At 42.3% G+C, this 15,531-nt stretch carries 12 protein-coding genes; all 12 read left to right on the forward strand.

The annotated features are described in order from the left end of the window. The first annotated feature begins 141 nt into the window (after positions 1 to 141). The 12 genes from AB5642_RS18085 (at position 142) to AB5642_RS18140 (ending at position 15,040) form a co-directional block, all read left to right on the forward strand. The gene (locus tag AB5642_RS18085) at positions 142 to 525 is read left to right on the forward strand and encodes a fimbrial protein (protein ID WP_330590360.1); all 384 of its coding nucleotides are present in this window, start codon (positions 142 to 144) and stop codon (positions 523 to 525) included. Positions 526 to 597: 72 nt separating this feature from the next. After that, positions 598 to 2,970 carry a hypothetical protein gene (locus AB5642_RS18090; RefSeq protein WP_173719546.1) on the forward strand — a complete coding sequence of 791 codons (2,373 nt, stop codon included), beginning with the start codon at positions 598 to 600 and terminating at the stop codon, positions 2,968 to 2,970. A gap of 3 nt (positions 2,971 to 2,973) precedes the next feature. After that, positions 2,974 to 5,037 carry a transglycosylase SLT domain-containing protein gene (locus tag AB5642_RS18095; protein WP_173719547.1) on the forward strand — a complete coding sequence of 688 codons (2,064 nt, stop codon included), beginning with the start codon at positions 2,974 to 2,976 and terminating at the stop codon, positions 5,035 to 5,037. A gap of 11 nt (positions 5,038 to 5,048) precedes the next feature. After that, a complete protein-coding gene (locus AB5642_RS18100; protein ID WP_173719548.1) occupies positions 5,049 to 5,873 on the forward strand; it encodes a hypothetical protein in 825 nt (274 codons plus the stop codon). Between the two features lie 22 nt (positions 5,874 to 5,895). Beyond that, positions 5,896 to 6,390: a hypothetical protein gene (locus tag AB5642_RS18105; protein ID WP_173719549.1), complete on the forward strand. Its 495-nt coding sequence runs from the start codon at positions 5,896 to 5,898 to the stop codon at positions 6,388 to 6,390. Further along, positions 6,287 to 9,112 (forward strand): VirB4 family type IV secretion system protein, encoded by a 2,826-nt coding sequence (locus AB5642_RS18110; protein WP_270414489.1) that lies wholly within the window; start codon positions 6,287 to 6,289, stop codon positions 9,110 to 9,112. Before AB5642_RS18105 ends, AB5642_RS18110 begins: the two co-directional genes overlap by 104 nt. Positions 9,113 to 9,322: 210 nt before the next feature. Beyond that, a complete protein-coding gene (locus tag AB5642_RS18115) occupies positions 9,323 to 9,880 on the forward strand; it encodes a DUF5697 family protein (RefSeq protein ID WP_118580531.1) in 558 nt (185 codons plus the stop codon). A 73-nt stretch (positions 9,881 to 9,953) separates the two neighbouring features. Further along, positions 9,954 to 10,592 (forward strand): DUF6100 family protein, encoded by a 639-nt coding sequence (locus AB5642_RS18120; protein ID WP_226855589.1) that lies wholly within the window; start codon positions 9,954 to 9,956, stop codon positions 10,590 to 10,592. A gap of 141 nt (positions 10,593 to 10,733) precedes the next feature. Further along, positions 10,734 to 11,801, forward strand: a complete 1,068-nt coding sequence (locus AB5642_RS18125; RefSeq protein ID WP_202017131.1) for a hypothetical protein — start codon at positions 10,734 to 10,736, stop codon at positions 11,799 to 11,801. A 27-nt stretch (positions 11,802 to 11,828) separates the two neighbouring features. Further along, positions 11,829 to 12,845 carry a DUF6017 domain-containing protein gene (locus AB5642_RS18130; protein ID WP_173719550.1) on the forward strand — a complete coding sequence of 339 codons (1,017 nt, stop codon included), beginning with the start codon at positions 11,829 to 11,831 and terminating at the stop codon, positions 12,843 to 12,845. Further along, positions 12,838 to 14,754 (forward strand): VirD4-like conjugal transfer protein, CD1115 family, encoded by a 1,917-nt coding sequence (locus tag AB5642_RS18135; RefSeq protein WP_368371809.1) that lies wholly within the window; start codon positions 12,838 to 12,840, stop codon positions 14,752 to 14,754. Before AB5642_RS18130 ends, AB5642_RS18135 begins: the two co-directional genes overlap by 8 nt. Beyond that, complete coding sequence (locus AB5642_RS18140; protein WP_173719555.1) at positions 14,744 to 15,040, forward strand: hypothetical protein; 297 nt, start codon at positions 14,744 to 14,746, stop codon at positions 15,038 to 15,040. Before AB5642_RS18135 ends, AB5642_RS18140 begins: the two co-directional genes overlap by 11 nt. The last annotated feature ends 491 nt before the right edge of the window (positions 15,041 to 15,531 follow it).

The following is a 15,531-nucleotide window of genomic DNA, read 5'->3' on the forward strand; positions in this document are numbered from 1 at the left end:
CGGAAAGCCGTGTGAGGGAGAACCTCATGCACGGTTTGATGAGGGGCGGATGAAAATTTCATCCGCCTACTCTACCCGGATTGCACAGAAGGACCTTGTAAGAAGCTGATCTTCCGGAGTTTAGTTGAAGGGAGGAAGTCTATGGAAAAACAGAAAGTAAAAGATGAAATTGCTGCACGCTTTAAAAAGAAAAATTGGCTTGTAAAAGCGCTTCGGGGTGCATATTGCGTGACAGGTGTACTTTTTATGACCGCAGTACTTGTGTATGCGGATGATATTTTTGCAACTGCGAAAAATGCAATGCAGACGGTTTATACGGATGTAGCTGGAATTGCAACTGTGGCGGCGGTGGTTTGTGCAGCAGTTTGCCTTTTTTTAATGAATTTTAGCAAATCTGGACGAACTGTGGATGAATCCAGATCCTGGCTGAAAAGGATTGTAATTTGCTGGGCGGCACTTATGACATTAGGTGCTATTGTAACCTATTTGGAAAAGATTATTCCGCAGAGCATGTTTACGGGATGATTTGAAGAAAAGAAAAAGCCGGAGCTCTCCCGGCGAAAAAAGGAGGGTATCTATTATAGATATAAATAAAACATGAGCTGGCTTTTGGATCTTCTGGTAGATGCGATTAAAGAAATGGTATCCCAGTTTCTCGTTGATATGATGGGACTGATTACGGATGTCTTTACAGATTTATTGTCCTGCAATCTCTCCCTGTTTGAAGAACTGTTTTCTGTAGTGGGAAGTTTGTACCAAAATGTGATTGTTCCTATGGGGATTGCTCTGTTGCTTATGATCTTGATCTGGCAGCTGTTCAAATCTATGTTCGGGAAAGTGGGAATAAATGCGGAAGAACCAATCGAGTTAATTGGGCGTTCTTCCATTTGCCTGTTTTTTGTAGTAGCTTCAAAACCTGTAGTCAATTATATTTTAAGAATTGCGGGTACTCCTTATCAGTGGGTGATAGGAACAGACATAAAGGTGCAAAGCTTTTCTGAGTACGTGACCGCATTAGAGGGCATAACAGCACCGCTGGGACTTGGATCTGTCAGTATCGCAATCCTAATGCTTATTATGCAGTTTGTAGTTGCGTGGAATTATTTTAAAATGCTGTTCATTATTGCGGAGAGGTATGTTCTTCTGGGCGTGTTTTCATATACAGCACCCCTGGCGTTTGCAACAGGAGGTTCAAAGTCCACTAATAATATTCTTGCATCCTGGGCGAAAATGTTTGGAGGTCAGGTAGTCCTGATAATCTTAAATGCATGGTGTTTAAAAATGTTTTTATCTGGTTACGGAAATATGATGGCAAGCGGTTATGGCTTCACAAAATTTTTTGTAGCAACTTTATGTCTGGTGGGTTTTTGCAAGATTACGTTTAAATTGGATTCTTATATGGCAGCACTAGGTGTGAATCTTGGACGGCCTTCCCCAGGCATGGGAGCACTCGGGGCAGCTATGGCGGCACAGCGTATTTTTTCACAGGCAGGAAGGGCATTTTCTGGAACGGATGGAAGTGGAAATGGTACTGGAAGCTCTACGAATATGGGAAACTTAGGTAGCGCAAATGGCTTTACCGAACCTACGGGGCCTATCCCTATGAATCCCTCTGGAGGAAGTGAAGTGGATATTGAATCTTTGTTTCAAAGTGGTGATTTTGACACGGAATATCCAGAAAAGCATGAAACTGCAGCTGGAGATACCAAGAGTATGAATGCTTCAAATACCGCTTCAGCAAATGTGCTTGATGAGCTGGGAATTCGTGCAAATGGAACGGAGACTTCAGGTACAGCTTATGTTTCTGGGACAATTGAAAATGAGGCAACATCTTCGGGTGAAATTGAGCCTGTGATGGAATCCGATGATTTTGTAGAATCAGAAGGGACTGTAATGGATCTGAATGCGGGAAGTTTACCGGAATACCAGGAAGCTTCAGGAACAGAGGCGGTTTCTTCAGAAGGTGTTGCTACAAACGAAACTATGGAAGATGGATTCTCTGAAGCACTATCAAGTGGAAGTAGTCTGGGTGAAATGGAGAATCCAGGAGAACCTAATTTCCCGGACGGAAAAACTACAGCCCGGAGTGATTCTATGTCTTTTGAAGCGCAGTCATTTGAAGGAGCATCTTCATTTAACAGTGATAATGGCATTATGGCAGAACTGGATGATTATCCAGCTTCGGAGACAGGCATGGGGACTTCGGATTATACAATGGAAACGGATTTTGGAGGTGGCATTGGTAACAAAAGCCAGGAGACGGACAGAAATACATCTTCAGAAGAAAAAGGTGAACGATCTTATTTTGCCAGTGGTTTTGATGCGGATGTATCTGGTAGCTTAAATGGCAGGTATTTAGGTTCAGATGAAAATGTTGCAGGTGAAAACGGAGCTTCTTTTGATTCCAGTGCGAATCTGGGAATCCTGGACGCAGTATCTGGAAGTGATCGTGTTCATGCAAGTCCAGAAATGGATGTAAGTGGCGCGAATAGTTTTTCAGAAGAGGTTGGAAATGTTTCTGGTAACATGTCGGATGTTCCCCAAATGGATACGCCTATATATTCGAATTCTGGTATTTCAGGGAATATAGAAAGTGAGCAGCAGGTTACAAACATGGGAGAGTCTTCTGCACAATCAGCAGAATCTGGTGACCTTGGAAATTATTCTACAACTGGAGATTTCTCTATAGACGGTTTAAATGGCATAAATGAACCTGAAGAAAGTTATATTCAGGAACCAGACGAATACCTGGAACAGGATAATCTGGATCCAATCGAAGAGGCAAATGACAGCTTTACACTTTCAGAGGAAATAAATGGTATGGAAGAAATCCAGACGGAGGATGCACAAATGCCTATGAATATGGAACTGCTACGCAATCCTCATAGAATCTGGGAAATTCCAAAATCAAGAAGTGAGTTAAGAGGACAGAAACAGGGTACCAGAGATACCGGAAGCTTGGAGGATTAAGCTATGGATGACGAAAGACAAGAGAGTTCCCCTCTTGATGAGGGGAGTGAAATGATCGCTCATTCGGCACAGGCTGCTTATGCGGTATCGGCAGCTGTAAAAGCTGGTGGAACTGCTTCTGGTGTGGCAGCCGGGACTGCTATGGCAGGGCCGCTTGGAACATTAGTAGGAACCTTGGTTGGCAGCAAAACAGTTTGGAAGGTGTTTGGTGCTATATTTCTATTTCTTTTTTTGTGGATGTTTATTATTGCAAACATGATCGGAATTATATTCAACTATCTGGGGTTTGCAACCGCGGATTCCTATGCAAATGAGGCACAGTCCAATCAGCTTGCAAATATCAGGAACAGAGCGGAGCAAATTCTGCAAAACGCAGATTATCAGAATGAGATTTTGCAGATCATAGGACAGCAGAGGGATTTAAATTTGCAGGAAATCCAGGCAGACCAGATGGAAAAATATGCTGATGCTACTTTGGTTGTGGTGGATGAGTTTGAGACAAAACTAAAAAGAAGCTTATCCTATTATCTGTCTGTTATGCTCATGGATAAATGCGACAACAGCACCATATCTTCTTTCCTTGGATATTCAAATGTTCTGGGACTTGATATGGATACCAACCTTTCCAGCCCTTATGATGTCTATTTTCAGGAAGCTGCCAGGACCTATAATGTGCCAGTGGCGCTGCTTCTTGCAATCTGTAAAACGGAGTCTGATTTTAATCCGAATGTGGTATCAGGTGCTGGGGCAATAGGCTTAATGCAGCTTATGCCGGAAACGGCGGCTTCCCTTGGAGTATCCAATCCTTATGATCCGTACCAGAATATTATGGGCGGCGCCAAATTTATCAGCCAGCTGGTAGAGCAATTTAAAGGCTATTCAAATGGCTTAGAGCTTGCAGTCGCTGGATATAATGCAGGGCCTTATGCAGTTATCAAATATGGTTATCAAGTACCACCATATTCCGAAACCCAGGCCTATGTCAAGAAAGTGTTAGGGCTTGTCGAGATTCACGATAATACATCCGGTACTTCCACAGAAACAAAAACAGATCAGGAGTCCCTGGAGAAATCATATCAGGTGTTAAAGGAAGCTGTCGCACAAAATGTGGACAGCTTTTTTTCGTGGACTGTAACTGATGAACGGGAAGGCCAAATGGAACAGAAAGTCTACTGTCTGGATGTGAATGGAAGCCGGGCAGAGACAGATGAACAGACTTATCGGCAGGTCCTGGAGCAGGGAGGCAATGCCTGGGAAGAAAAGCGGACGGTAACGACAAAGGTGGTAGAGTACACTCTGGCATTGATCTTGAACACACAGCTGACAGGCAGCAGCGGCTATCAATATAAATATGTGACAAATGAAAGCACGTTTAATTTTGTATTGAAGCTGTTGGAATACCTGCAAGGCGGTGTAGAAGCTGTCAAAAATGCCCTTTACAATGTCTTTCACTGGACGGACTTTCTGACTGGTGGAACCAGTGGGAGTGATACCTATATCGGTAATATTGATGCGACTGGGGATATTATTACCTATGACACGGTGGGAAAGGGTGTCAAAAAAGTTGTGTACTATAATCAGGGAGAAGATCCCTGGGCTACCATGTCTTATGGAGCCAGTACAATTAAAGCCTCGGGATGTGGTCCAACTTCCCTTGCCATTGTAGTTTCAACCTTAACCGGGCAGACGGTGACCCCGGAGATGACCTGCGCGTTTTCCATTGCAAACGGGGAATATATCTATGGGCTTGGAACATGCCATTCCTTTCCGATGAATGCAGCCCATCACTGGGGACTTAACTGTGAAAGAGTGGGAAAAGACCGAATGGGAGCTGTTGTAAATGCCTTGAAAGACGGAAAAATGGTGGTGGAAATTTGTGAGGCCTACACCATCACGGGCAGTGGAAGCGGGCATTTTATTGTTCTGACGGGTGTTACCAAAGATGGCTATATCACCATTGCCGATTGTGCCAGTAGGGAACGTACTGGAAAAGTGTACAGCGTGGAAACGATTGCTTCTTACGGTCGTGACCTGGCAGATGGAGCCTTTTGGATCATTGGAAAATGAGAGGTGGGATTATGGACAGACATTTGAAATATTGGTTGCTTATGGGACTATATTCTTCTGTATTACTGGCAATGCCAATTACGGTACTTGCAAACACGAACACGCAGAATTCTACAGATCTTCCCCAGATTGTTTCCTGGGATGACGGACATGGATATCTGGAAAGTGGAGAAATGCTTCGAAATGGCTGGGGCTATGATACCGTCAATCCAGCTGGAAAATATGTGCTCTTTGATGAAGAGGGTGCTATCCTTAGACGCTCGGAATCCATGGAAGCAGGGTTGGAGGATAATTATACAGGTACCGAACAGGTTCCGGCAGTCATTGCATTTCGGGCACAGGTTTTTGACGGATTTGCTGGTACGATAGAGGCTATTTTAGAAGAACAAAATGGGGTAACCCAAACGGTATTCCTAAATGCGGACAACTTCTATGAGTGGAATCTGTCCACTGGAAGTGGAACTTATCGGATTCAGTCTGTAAGTGCAACGGAGGGAGATCTGTCTTTTGTAACAGAGTTTTCGAATATGTATCAGAATCTTCCAGAAGAAGGTCTCCTGGTGCAAAAGATTACAGTAACAGAGGTCGTTATAGAGAAAATCCCTGCAGCAGGGGAAGAATCTCAGGCTGCAGAGAAAAATGAAAATCCTATTGATGAAATGAATGTGCTTCCGCAGAAAGGACAGGAAGAGGAGACAGAGGGGATTTTAGAAAATCAAGCACAGGAGGTGAATATCGTGGATGCAGTAAAACAGAAGAATCCATTTATACTGCTCGGCGTAGGGGTGGCTCTAATTGCCGCAATCGGTGGCCTGATATGGTCTAAAAAGAGATAACAGGAAAGGAGCTTCACAAAAAATGACACAAAATGACCATTCAGACGTATATATCATTCCACCTAATTTTGTAAGAGATGGAACTTTGTTCTCTGGAAGGGCAGAAGCCCGAAATGTGGTAGAAGCAGCATTTTTGGCACTCGTTGGAATCCGCTTTTTAGTATTTTTAAATCTTGGAATAAAAGGGAAGATTTATGTCGGGATCATCCTGATTCTGCCGCTTGTGATATTGGCAGTAATCGGTGTCCAGGGCGAAAGTCTTTCCTCTTTTCTTATTCAGCTGTTTTCGTATATGGTGAAAAGGCGTGTTTTAACTGCACCAAGCGGTCAGTACCGTTTGAAACGAAACCGCCGTATCCGGAAACAGCAGAAAAAACGCTGCAGACGAGAACGTAAAAAGAGAAAAAAGGAGGGTGGCAGAGATCGGAAGCGAAGTCGAAGAACTGAAGAGGAAACTGAAGGAGGCAAGGAAATCCGAGAAACTAGAAAAAAGGGAAAAACGACAGCAGGAGTATGAGAAAAAGAAATCTGCCAGACTTCAAAAACGCCAGGATGTGCAGGAAGAAAAACTTCGGAAAAAAGAAGACAGATTACAGGCGCAAAAAGAAAAACGGGAAGCTGTCGCCCGGTTCCATGAACAGGAAGCAGAAGAACGCAGCCTCCGGAAAAATCTGGCTGTGCAGACAGAGGAAGAAACTGTAAAGGAAAAACAGCCTATTCCGGTGAAAGATACAGAACAGGTAGAAACAAAAGGCAGGGAAGAGAACGCCGGTGACCTGGATATTCTTCCAGTGACCTGGGCTTCGTCCTATTTGCCAATCAGTCAGATAAAAAATGGAGTGATTCAAACAAAAGATGAAAGGTACATTAAGATCATTGAAATTTTGCCTATCAACTTTCTGCTCCGTTCTGCGTCTGAGAAAAGAAATATCATTTATTCTTTTGCCTCGTATCTGAAAATTGCACCACCAAACCTGCAGTTTAAGGTTTTATCCAAGAAAGCGGATATTAAAGAATATATAGAGAAGATACGAAGAGAAGCAGAACAGGAACCAGATGAACGATGCAGAATCTTACAGGAAGATTATGCAAAGCTCCTGACACAGCTAGGAACCCGGGAAGCCATTACACGCCGTTTCTTTCTCATTTTTGAATATCCATTAAGCGGAACCAAATCTGTAAACGAAAGAGATATGTTTTTGTATTTACAGTCTGCAGTACAGACTGCGAAGAAATATCTTGCCATGTGCGGAAATGTGGTCCTGGAACATAAAAATGAAACTCGGTTTTGTGTGGAAGTGTTTTATCAGCTTTTAAATCGGGATACGAGCCTTAAAACAACGTTGGATGAGCGGATTGAAAAAGTACGGAATCATTATATCTTGGAAAACGGGAAAGAAAGTGTGGCAAAAATTCCGGTGACAGAGCTGATTGCACCAGATTCTTTGAATTTTAAAAGCTATAAATATGTGATTCTGGATGGCATTTATCATGCCTACCTCTATATTCCATCTGGCAGATATCGTTCCAGGGTGCCTGCTGGATGGCTTTCCCTTCTCATTAACGCTGGTGAGGGAATTGATATAGATTTGTTTTTCTTTCGCCAGGATAAAAATAAAAGCATGGAGCGGATCGGGCGGCGGATCCGTTTGAACCGCTCAAAAATAAAAGATACCTTTGATTCCAACAGTGATTTTGACAGTTTAAGTGAATCCATTCAGGCAGGTTATTACCTGAAACGTGGACTCTCTGGAAGCGAAGAATTTTACTATATGAGCACCTTAATTACCGTTACAGGGCATAGTGCGCGGGAAGTTGAATGGCGCTCAAAAGAGATGATAAAGCTGTTAAATTCGCAGGATATCGGGGTATCCAAGTGTCTATTCGGGGAAGAACAGGGATTTTTGTCCTCTCTTCCCCTGTTGTGCCTGGATAAGAAAATCTATGAAAGATCCAAACGAAATGTTCTAACATCAGGAGCTGCGGCCTGCTATCCATTTACTGCCTATGAAATGTCGGATAAAGATGGTATTTTGATGGGCGTGAATAAGGCAAACAGTTCCCTTGTTCTGGTGGATATTTTCAATACGTCTGTTTATAAAAATGCCAATATGGTTATATTCGGGACTTCTGGTTCCGGAAAGACGTTCACCATGCAGCTTATGGCGCTACGTATGAGAAGAAAAAATATCCAGGTATTTATCATTGCCCCGGATAAAGGACACGAATTTGCCAGGGCCTGCAATAACATTGGTGGCACATTCATTCAGATTTCGCCAGCATCTTCCAATTGTATCAACGTTATGGAAATCAGGCAGTCTGATAAAGCTACCAGTGAGCTGTTGGATGGATATGTTTCGGAACGTTCAGAACTAGCCGTGAAGATCCAAAGCCTGCATATCTTTTTCAGCCTTCTGGTACCAGATATGACGCATGAGGAAAAGCAGCTTCTTGATGAGGCTATGGTGATCTGTTACCAGGAAAAGGGAATCACCCATGATAACCAGAGTCTGTTTGATCCGACAAAGCCAGGGGGTTATAGAAAAATGCCAATCCTGGGAGATTTACACGAAGTCCTTCTTCGAAAGGAAGAGTGTAAGCGGCTTGCCAATATCTTAAATCGTCTGGTGAACGGTTCCGCAGCCAGCTTTAACCAGCAGACGAATGTGGATCTGAATAATAAATATGTGGTACTTGACATTTCTGAATTATCAGGAGATCTGCTGATTGGAATGTTTGTAGCACTTGATTACGTATGGTCTCGGACGAAGGAAGACCGAACCAGAGAAAAAGCAATCTTCATTGATGAAGCCTGGAAGCTGTTGTCCTCTAATGAACTTGCAGCTGACTATATCCAGGGAATCTACAAAACCATTCGTGCTTATGGTGGAGCTGCAATCAGTGCCTCACAGGATCTTGTTGATTACTATGAGTTGAACGGAGGCAAGATTGGAAGAGGAATCTTAAGCAACGCGAAAACCAAAATCATTTTAAACCTGGAGGTGGCAGAGGCAGAGCTGATACAAAAGGAACTGGATTTATCAGAAGCGGAGTTTAATTCTATTGTTCACTTTGAGAGAGGTTGTGGACTTATTTCAACAAATAGCAATAACCTGGTTGTTGAGTTTAAAGCAAGTCAGTTAGAAAAGGATCTGATCACAACAGACCGGAAGGACCTGCAGAAATTAAAAGGCAGGATTCAAAAGTATGGGGAATCCGCTTATGGAAACACGGAATGACACATAAAGGACGTATAGAAAACGTATAGAGTACGGCATATATGACGCATTCGTGTTTGAAAAAATGGTAAATGTCATTCATGACGTATAGAAAGACACATATAAGACGTATTATCACAAAAAATGTGAATGTTGTTATAAATGACGTAAAGAAAACGTCCTTTATGCGTCATAGAGATAATTGAAAAGATTGGCTGGAGGTATTAAAAAATGGAGAATAAACAAAGACCTGTCATTGCTGAAACCAGAGAGCTTGTGCAGAAATACCATGTTTTGGAAAAGGCACAGATTTATGCTTATTTTGCATTAGATGGCAGGGATCATTTTGTTGGAAAAGCATTTAAGGCGTTGGAAAAAGAGCGGCAGGTTTTCATTCATCCAGAACTGGAAGTGGTGGCAGCAAGTGAGGAAGCAATTGCTGCTAAGGATCTGGGAACTATGAAGGCTGTCTGGGTACTGGTTGATGTGATGAAAAAGAAACAAGTGGAAGAACACTTTCCTGCTTCGAAGGAAGAGTATCCGGTACGGATCGTATTCTACGGAGAGGGAGAAATCTTTGATATTTTGTACATTTCAGAGGCGGAAGTTACGGTGGTAAACAATCTGTTTTCGCGGAAAAAAATTGACAGTTGCGGACATATTATTGTAGTCGAAAATCCCGATTATATATCGGCTATTCACATAGCGGATGTGATTGGGTATTGTGTTGTGAAAGAAGGTGGGGAAGTCGAGTATTACCAATATAGTCAAGGCGGATCAGAAGAATAGTACTGAGCCGTTTGGAAAAATTAAGGACCAGCTGGATGAGACTCAGGCTTTAAGCTGGCGGATGGAGCAATATATGGCGGAGTCGCGGAATGTTCTTACTTCGTGTGTCCGTTTAAAATCGGAACTTCAATATGATTATTTCACGGAGTTAGTCCTGGAAGCCGCAAAAACATCTGAAAAATTAACCGATAAGCTTCGAAGGCTTACCTTAGAAGTGACAGTTAACCCAGTTCAATACGAAAACTACAAGGCGGAGCTTGTGACCATTCATGGAATCGAGGTGGAATTTTCTGAGGGAATCCTAAAGGTGGCATTGCCACTTCTGGTGCCCCATAGAAAAGATTTTTACACGGATTTTTTATACAAGCCACTGCATACAGCACTTCAGAACTGGTGCTTGGAACGGGTAAAAAAGGCGCTGGAAATCCCATTTTTCGAAGAATGCCTTGTCTGTTTTGTGCATGTTTATAATAAAAATCTGCCTTTGGTAGGACGTGTTCGGGATCACGATAACATTGAGGAAAAACATGTACTGGACATTGTTTCCAGTTTCTGTATGAAGTCAGATAGTGGTTTTTATGTGGATACTTTTCATACAACTAGGCTTGGAATGGAAGATGGCACATTATTATATGTGATGGAGGCTAAGAAATTTCCAGGTTGGATCCGTGAAAACAGCCAGCTTTTGGATATCGAAAAAGAAGCACTTTAAGATCAGAAAAATTCGATATATAGAATAGGCATTTAAGTGTTTGAAAAATAAGGCATTTTGGGATATGAGAATCCAGAAAAGATACCCAAGTATTCAACATATAGGGTACAGATTCTTATTGATTTTGAGTGGGAGGTGGAAATGAAAAAGGAGGATGTGTTGTTAAGACTGATTGCGATATCAGGGGAATTGCCAGCAGGCCTGGTAGGAGAAATTGTAGAATCAGAATCTTATGCAGCAGCTCTTATTACCAGGCTGAAAAAGGAAAATTATATCTCTGTGAGAAATGCAGGCGGATATAAGGGGTATGTGTTAAGGGGTAAAGGGAAAAGGTATCTTCTGGAGAGGTATGAAGATGACCTTTCCTTTTTTCTTTCTGGATCTGCACAGACCAATCATGTGAAAAGTGAACCGGAAAAGAGGCTGCGGCTTTATCGGATGAGCGAGGTATGGGTCTTTCTTTGGAAGATGGGTATTGAGATTTTTCAAAGCCAGAAGCCAGATCTTGGAAATGGGTTTGAAAAAAGTGGGAAAAAAGCAGTGTATTATGGCAGTCTGGAATACAAAGAGAGCGCAGAAGCAATCAAGGGTTCCAGAGCCTGCGGCGTGCTACTTACCGGGGATACAGCTTATGTCGTTTACAACACCATGGCAAAAAGAATGAAATGGGCGCAAAAGATGGAAATGGCAATGCGTACCTGGACCGAACGTATGCTGTTAATTGGTGGAGGATTACGACAGGCTGATTCGCTTATCTTGGGAAATACTATGGATTTCCTTCTTGAACTTTTAAATAGTGATGGCGGTGTTCGCAAAAATCTATATCAGGTAGATGATGTGTACGAACACTATTATTACATCCCGCGGACAGATAACGCAAAGGTTCAGATGGAGCTTCTATTAACTTCCTGGAAACGGGAGAAGATAAAAAATCTGTTAGCAACATTAGTAAAGTATCCAAGGCGTAAACAATACGCCTTAAGCGAGGGCTTTGATAAGGACATGCAGCTAATCTATTTCTGTCATGAATTGGATATGCGTCATTTGTGTCGCATAAAGCAGGAAATTGGCTGGAAGCAGAAAGGAACAATCATCTGCTTAGATTACCAGGCGAATGTGCTCAGAGCATATTTTGGAGAGGGGGTGAGGGTTCGTGAGCTGAATACAGATAAAATCATGGAATATCTGACTAAGGGCAGGGACGAATAAGCCCACAGTCTAAGTCAGGAGGTGTCTATGAGTAATCTATTTGAGACTGGAAGTGAAACAGTAAACAGGATGTGCCGCCTGCAGTTTACGGGAAATGTCATTCCGTCCACCTGGTATCACACAATTAAAAAAGAAACCGGAAAACCAAACCTGAATGCAATCATTATTCTGGCAGATATTGTGTACTGGTATAGGCCGATGGAAATCCGGGATGAGGCAACCGGGCAGTTGTGTGGATTCAAAAAGAAATTCCAGGCTGACATTCTACAGAGAAACTATCAGCAGTTGGCGGATCAGTTTGGTATCACGAAACGAGATGCGGTGAACGCTATCGTTGAACTGGAAAAGCTAGGAGTGGTAACAAGGGTATTTCGGACAGTCAACATCAAAGGGCAACTTTACTCCAATGTCATGTTCCTAAATCTGGATGTAGATGTATTAATTCAATTAACCTATCCGGAAACGTTGGAAAATGCATTCATAGGGATACCAGATACCCCCTATCACTCATTTGGGGGACAGCCCCCACCGAAAAAAGTGACAGGGGTCACTAATATAAGTGAGAGGGTATCCCCGAAAAAAGTGACAGCTGTCCCCGATTTGGGGGAGACATATACAAAGAATACATACAAAGACTTTAACAAAGATTTCTCCCTCTCTTCATATCGGGAAGTGGAAGATCAGATAAAACGGCAGATTGAGTATGAAAACCTGATATTGGATCATCCACATGATGACAGAGTAGGGGAAATATTGGGATTGATCGTGGATGTGATGACTTCTTCAGCAGAGATAATCCGGGTGAACAGGGAGGAAAAGTCAGTAAATGTGGTAAAGGCCCAGTTCGCAAAGCTAACGAAAGAGCATGTGGATTTTGTGTTGTTCAGTATGGATTCTAATACTACAAAAGCCAGGAATATCCGGGCGGTTCTTCTAACAGCCCTGTATAATGCGGTAAATACCATGAGCAGCTATTACGACAACCTATATCAATACAATATGGCAGAAGAAATGAGAGGGAATGAGAGGAAAAAGGATGTTTAAAAAATTTGATAAATGGAAACTGGTTCTGGTTGTGATTGGGGCAGTATTGCTGGCAGGATATCTGGGAGGATTTTTATATATTCTTTTTGGAGATGCAAATGTTGACTTAAACCCTATTCACTGTATGGCTGCAGGATGGACCAGCACCGGGGGCAGGATGTGGATCCTGTTCTCTGTTCTGGTGCTTTTCTTTCTTACGGCACTTGTGATTTATCGGGGAAGTGAAAATCCATTGCAGGATGAGCGTGGCTTTGAATTATCCGACCAGGGAATCTATGGAACCGCTGGTTTTATGAAAGAAGAGGAACAGGCGGAGATCTTAAGAGCAGATAAAACAATGGACGGCGTAAACGGAATCATATTTGGTCGGGAGCTTGGAACCGGTAAGGTTCTAAGCCTTCCGGTAAATTCCAGGCTGAACCGGAATATAGCTGTTTGCGGCTCCCAAGGTTCTATGAAATCCAGAGCATTTGCAAGGGTGATGGCATTACAATGCGTACGCCGTGGGGAGAGCATGTATATCACAGATCCAAAGTCTGAACTTTATGAGGATTTATGTGCTTATCTGAAGGAGTCAGGATATGTGGTAAAACAGTTAAATCTGATTCAGCTGACACATTCAGATGCCTGGAACTGTCTGGCGGAAATTGATGAGGGAGAGCTGATCGATGTATTCTGTGATGTTGTCATTCGTAACACCACAGACAAATTTGATCATTTTTACGATAATGTGGAGATGGATTTATTAAAAGCTCTTTGCCTGTATGTGTATGAGGAATATCCACCAGAACAGCGAACCTTTGCTGAAGCATATAAACTCTTGCTCAATAAAAGTGTCGATATGCTGGATTCGATTTTTGAAAGATTGCCAACGAACCATCCGGCTAAAGGGCCTTATCAGCTCTTTGCAAAAGCAGAAAAGGTAAAAGGAAATGCGGTGCTTGGACTTGGAACCAGGTTACAGATTTTGCAAAATAAACTGGTACAACAGATTACCAGTCATACGGATATTGATCTTTCCCTTCCAGGAAAAGAAAAGTGTGCATATTTTTGTATCACATCCGATCAGGATTCAACATTTGATATGCTGGCAACTCTTTTCACTTCATTTCTAATTATCAAACTGGTTCGTCTGGCGGATCGAACAGAAGAACGCGTGCTGCCGGTTCCTGTAAGCTTTATCCTTGATGAATTTCCGAATATCGGTGTGGTCCCGGACTTCAAAAAGAAGCTTGCTACAGCCAGATCCAGAAGGATCGGGATGAGTATTTTGTTTCAGAATATCCCACAGCTTCAGAACCGTTACCCAGACAATCAGTGGGAGGAAATCCTTGGAGGATGCGATTTCTCAATCTTCCTTGGGTGTAATGATATGACAACTGCGACCTACTACAGTGACCGGACAGGAGAGATTACGGTATCGGTGGCTTCTGTCCGGAAAAACTTTTATACCATCCGAGCAACGGATTATGTACCGGAATATTCAGAGTCAAAATCCCTTGGAAAAAGGCAGCTGCTTCTTCCTGATGAGGTGCTTCGTTATCCCTTAAACCAGGGGATTTTAATTATCCGAGGACATAATGTGTTGAAATTCCAGAAAATGGACTATACCGAGCATGAAGATGCAAAGAAGCTCCGGCTGGAAAAAGTATTGGAACACATACCAGACTGGCACAAAGAATGGGAAAAGGAAAAATCACAGGAACAGCCTTTTTCACATCTGGGGCAGGATAATGAGGCATCTATTTCACTTCCGCCTAAATCCAGTACGGATGAAGCGTGTGAAGAACCGCTCGCTGTAGATGCAAAGCCCCAAAAGAAACCAGGCAAAAAAACAGAATCCAAGCCGGGTGTAACGAGAGTAGAAGATTTGTTCGCTGGGAGGGAGGTGAATGCGGATGACAATTGATCTGTCACAGATCAAAGAGAATTCCATGGTACGGTATGGTTTTAAAATCCTTCTCATGAGGGAATTTGATATTCATATAAAAGAGAATGATTATAACAGGCTCATAGCAGCGGCAGGCTGTATTGAAATATATGATTCCATGGAAGAGTTCCTGGAAAAGAGTGGCTGGAAAAGAGATAACCCGGAACTGGGCGAAAAAAGCTATTTATTGGATAACCATATTTGCAGGTATATCCAGGGAAAAGTCTGGTATTTTTCAAGGCTTCGGTACGAGAACCAAGCGTAGGGAAGAAAAAGTCGAATTGTTTTATAAAGCTATTGATTTTTACAATAAATCGTGCTAACATGAAGAAACATAATTTGTTTTTATCTTTTAATATTTAGGTCTATCGACCGAAAAATTCAGGGTTATTTGCAGAAGAGATTGTTCGGATTTTGCAGATAGCTCTGAATTTTTTTGGCAAAAAGGGTAGCAAAAAAGGAGACTTCAGAAGGAAGTAAAAGTCTCCTTTTTTGAGGTTCCTATTTGGGGACCAAAGGCCATACTTAAAATAACAAGTTGCAGCTGCGATTAGGGGCGCTGCTAAAAAAACACTGTTTTTAAGTAGGAGAAAATAATGAAACAAGTATGAAAAAACCTTTAAAAAATTTAGCATCTTTATTATAATTGAAAAATGAAAACAAGTCAATGGATTTTGAATGAAAATTGTTGAAAATTATGAACCATTTATGATAATGTCCTAATATACCACAAAGGAAAATGTCCCAATGTAGTAT

The organism is Ruminococcus sp. 1001136sp1_2201st1_G3_2201SCRN_220225 (genome assembly GCF_040924365.1).
GTDB lineage: Bacteria > Bacillota > Clostridia > Lachnospirales > Lachnospiraceae > Blautia_A > Blautia_A faecis.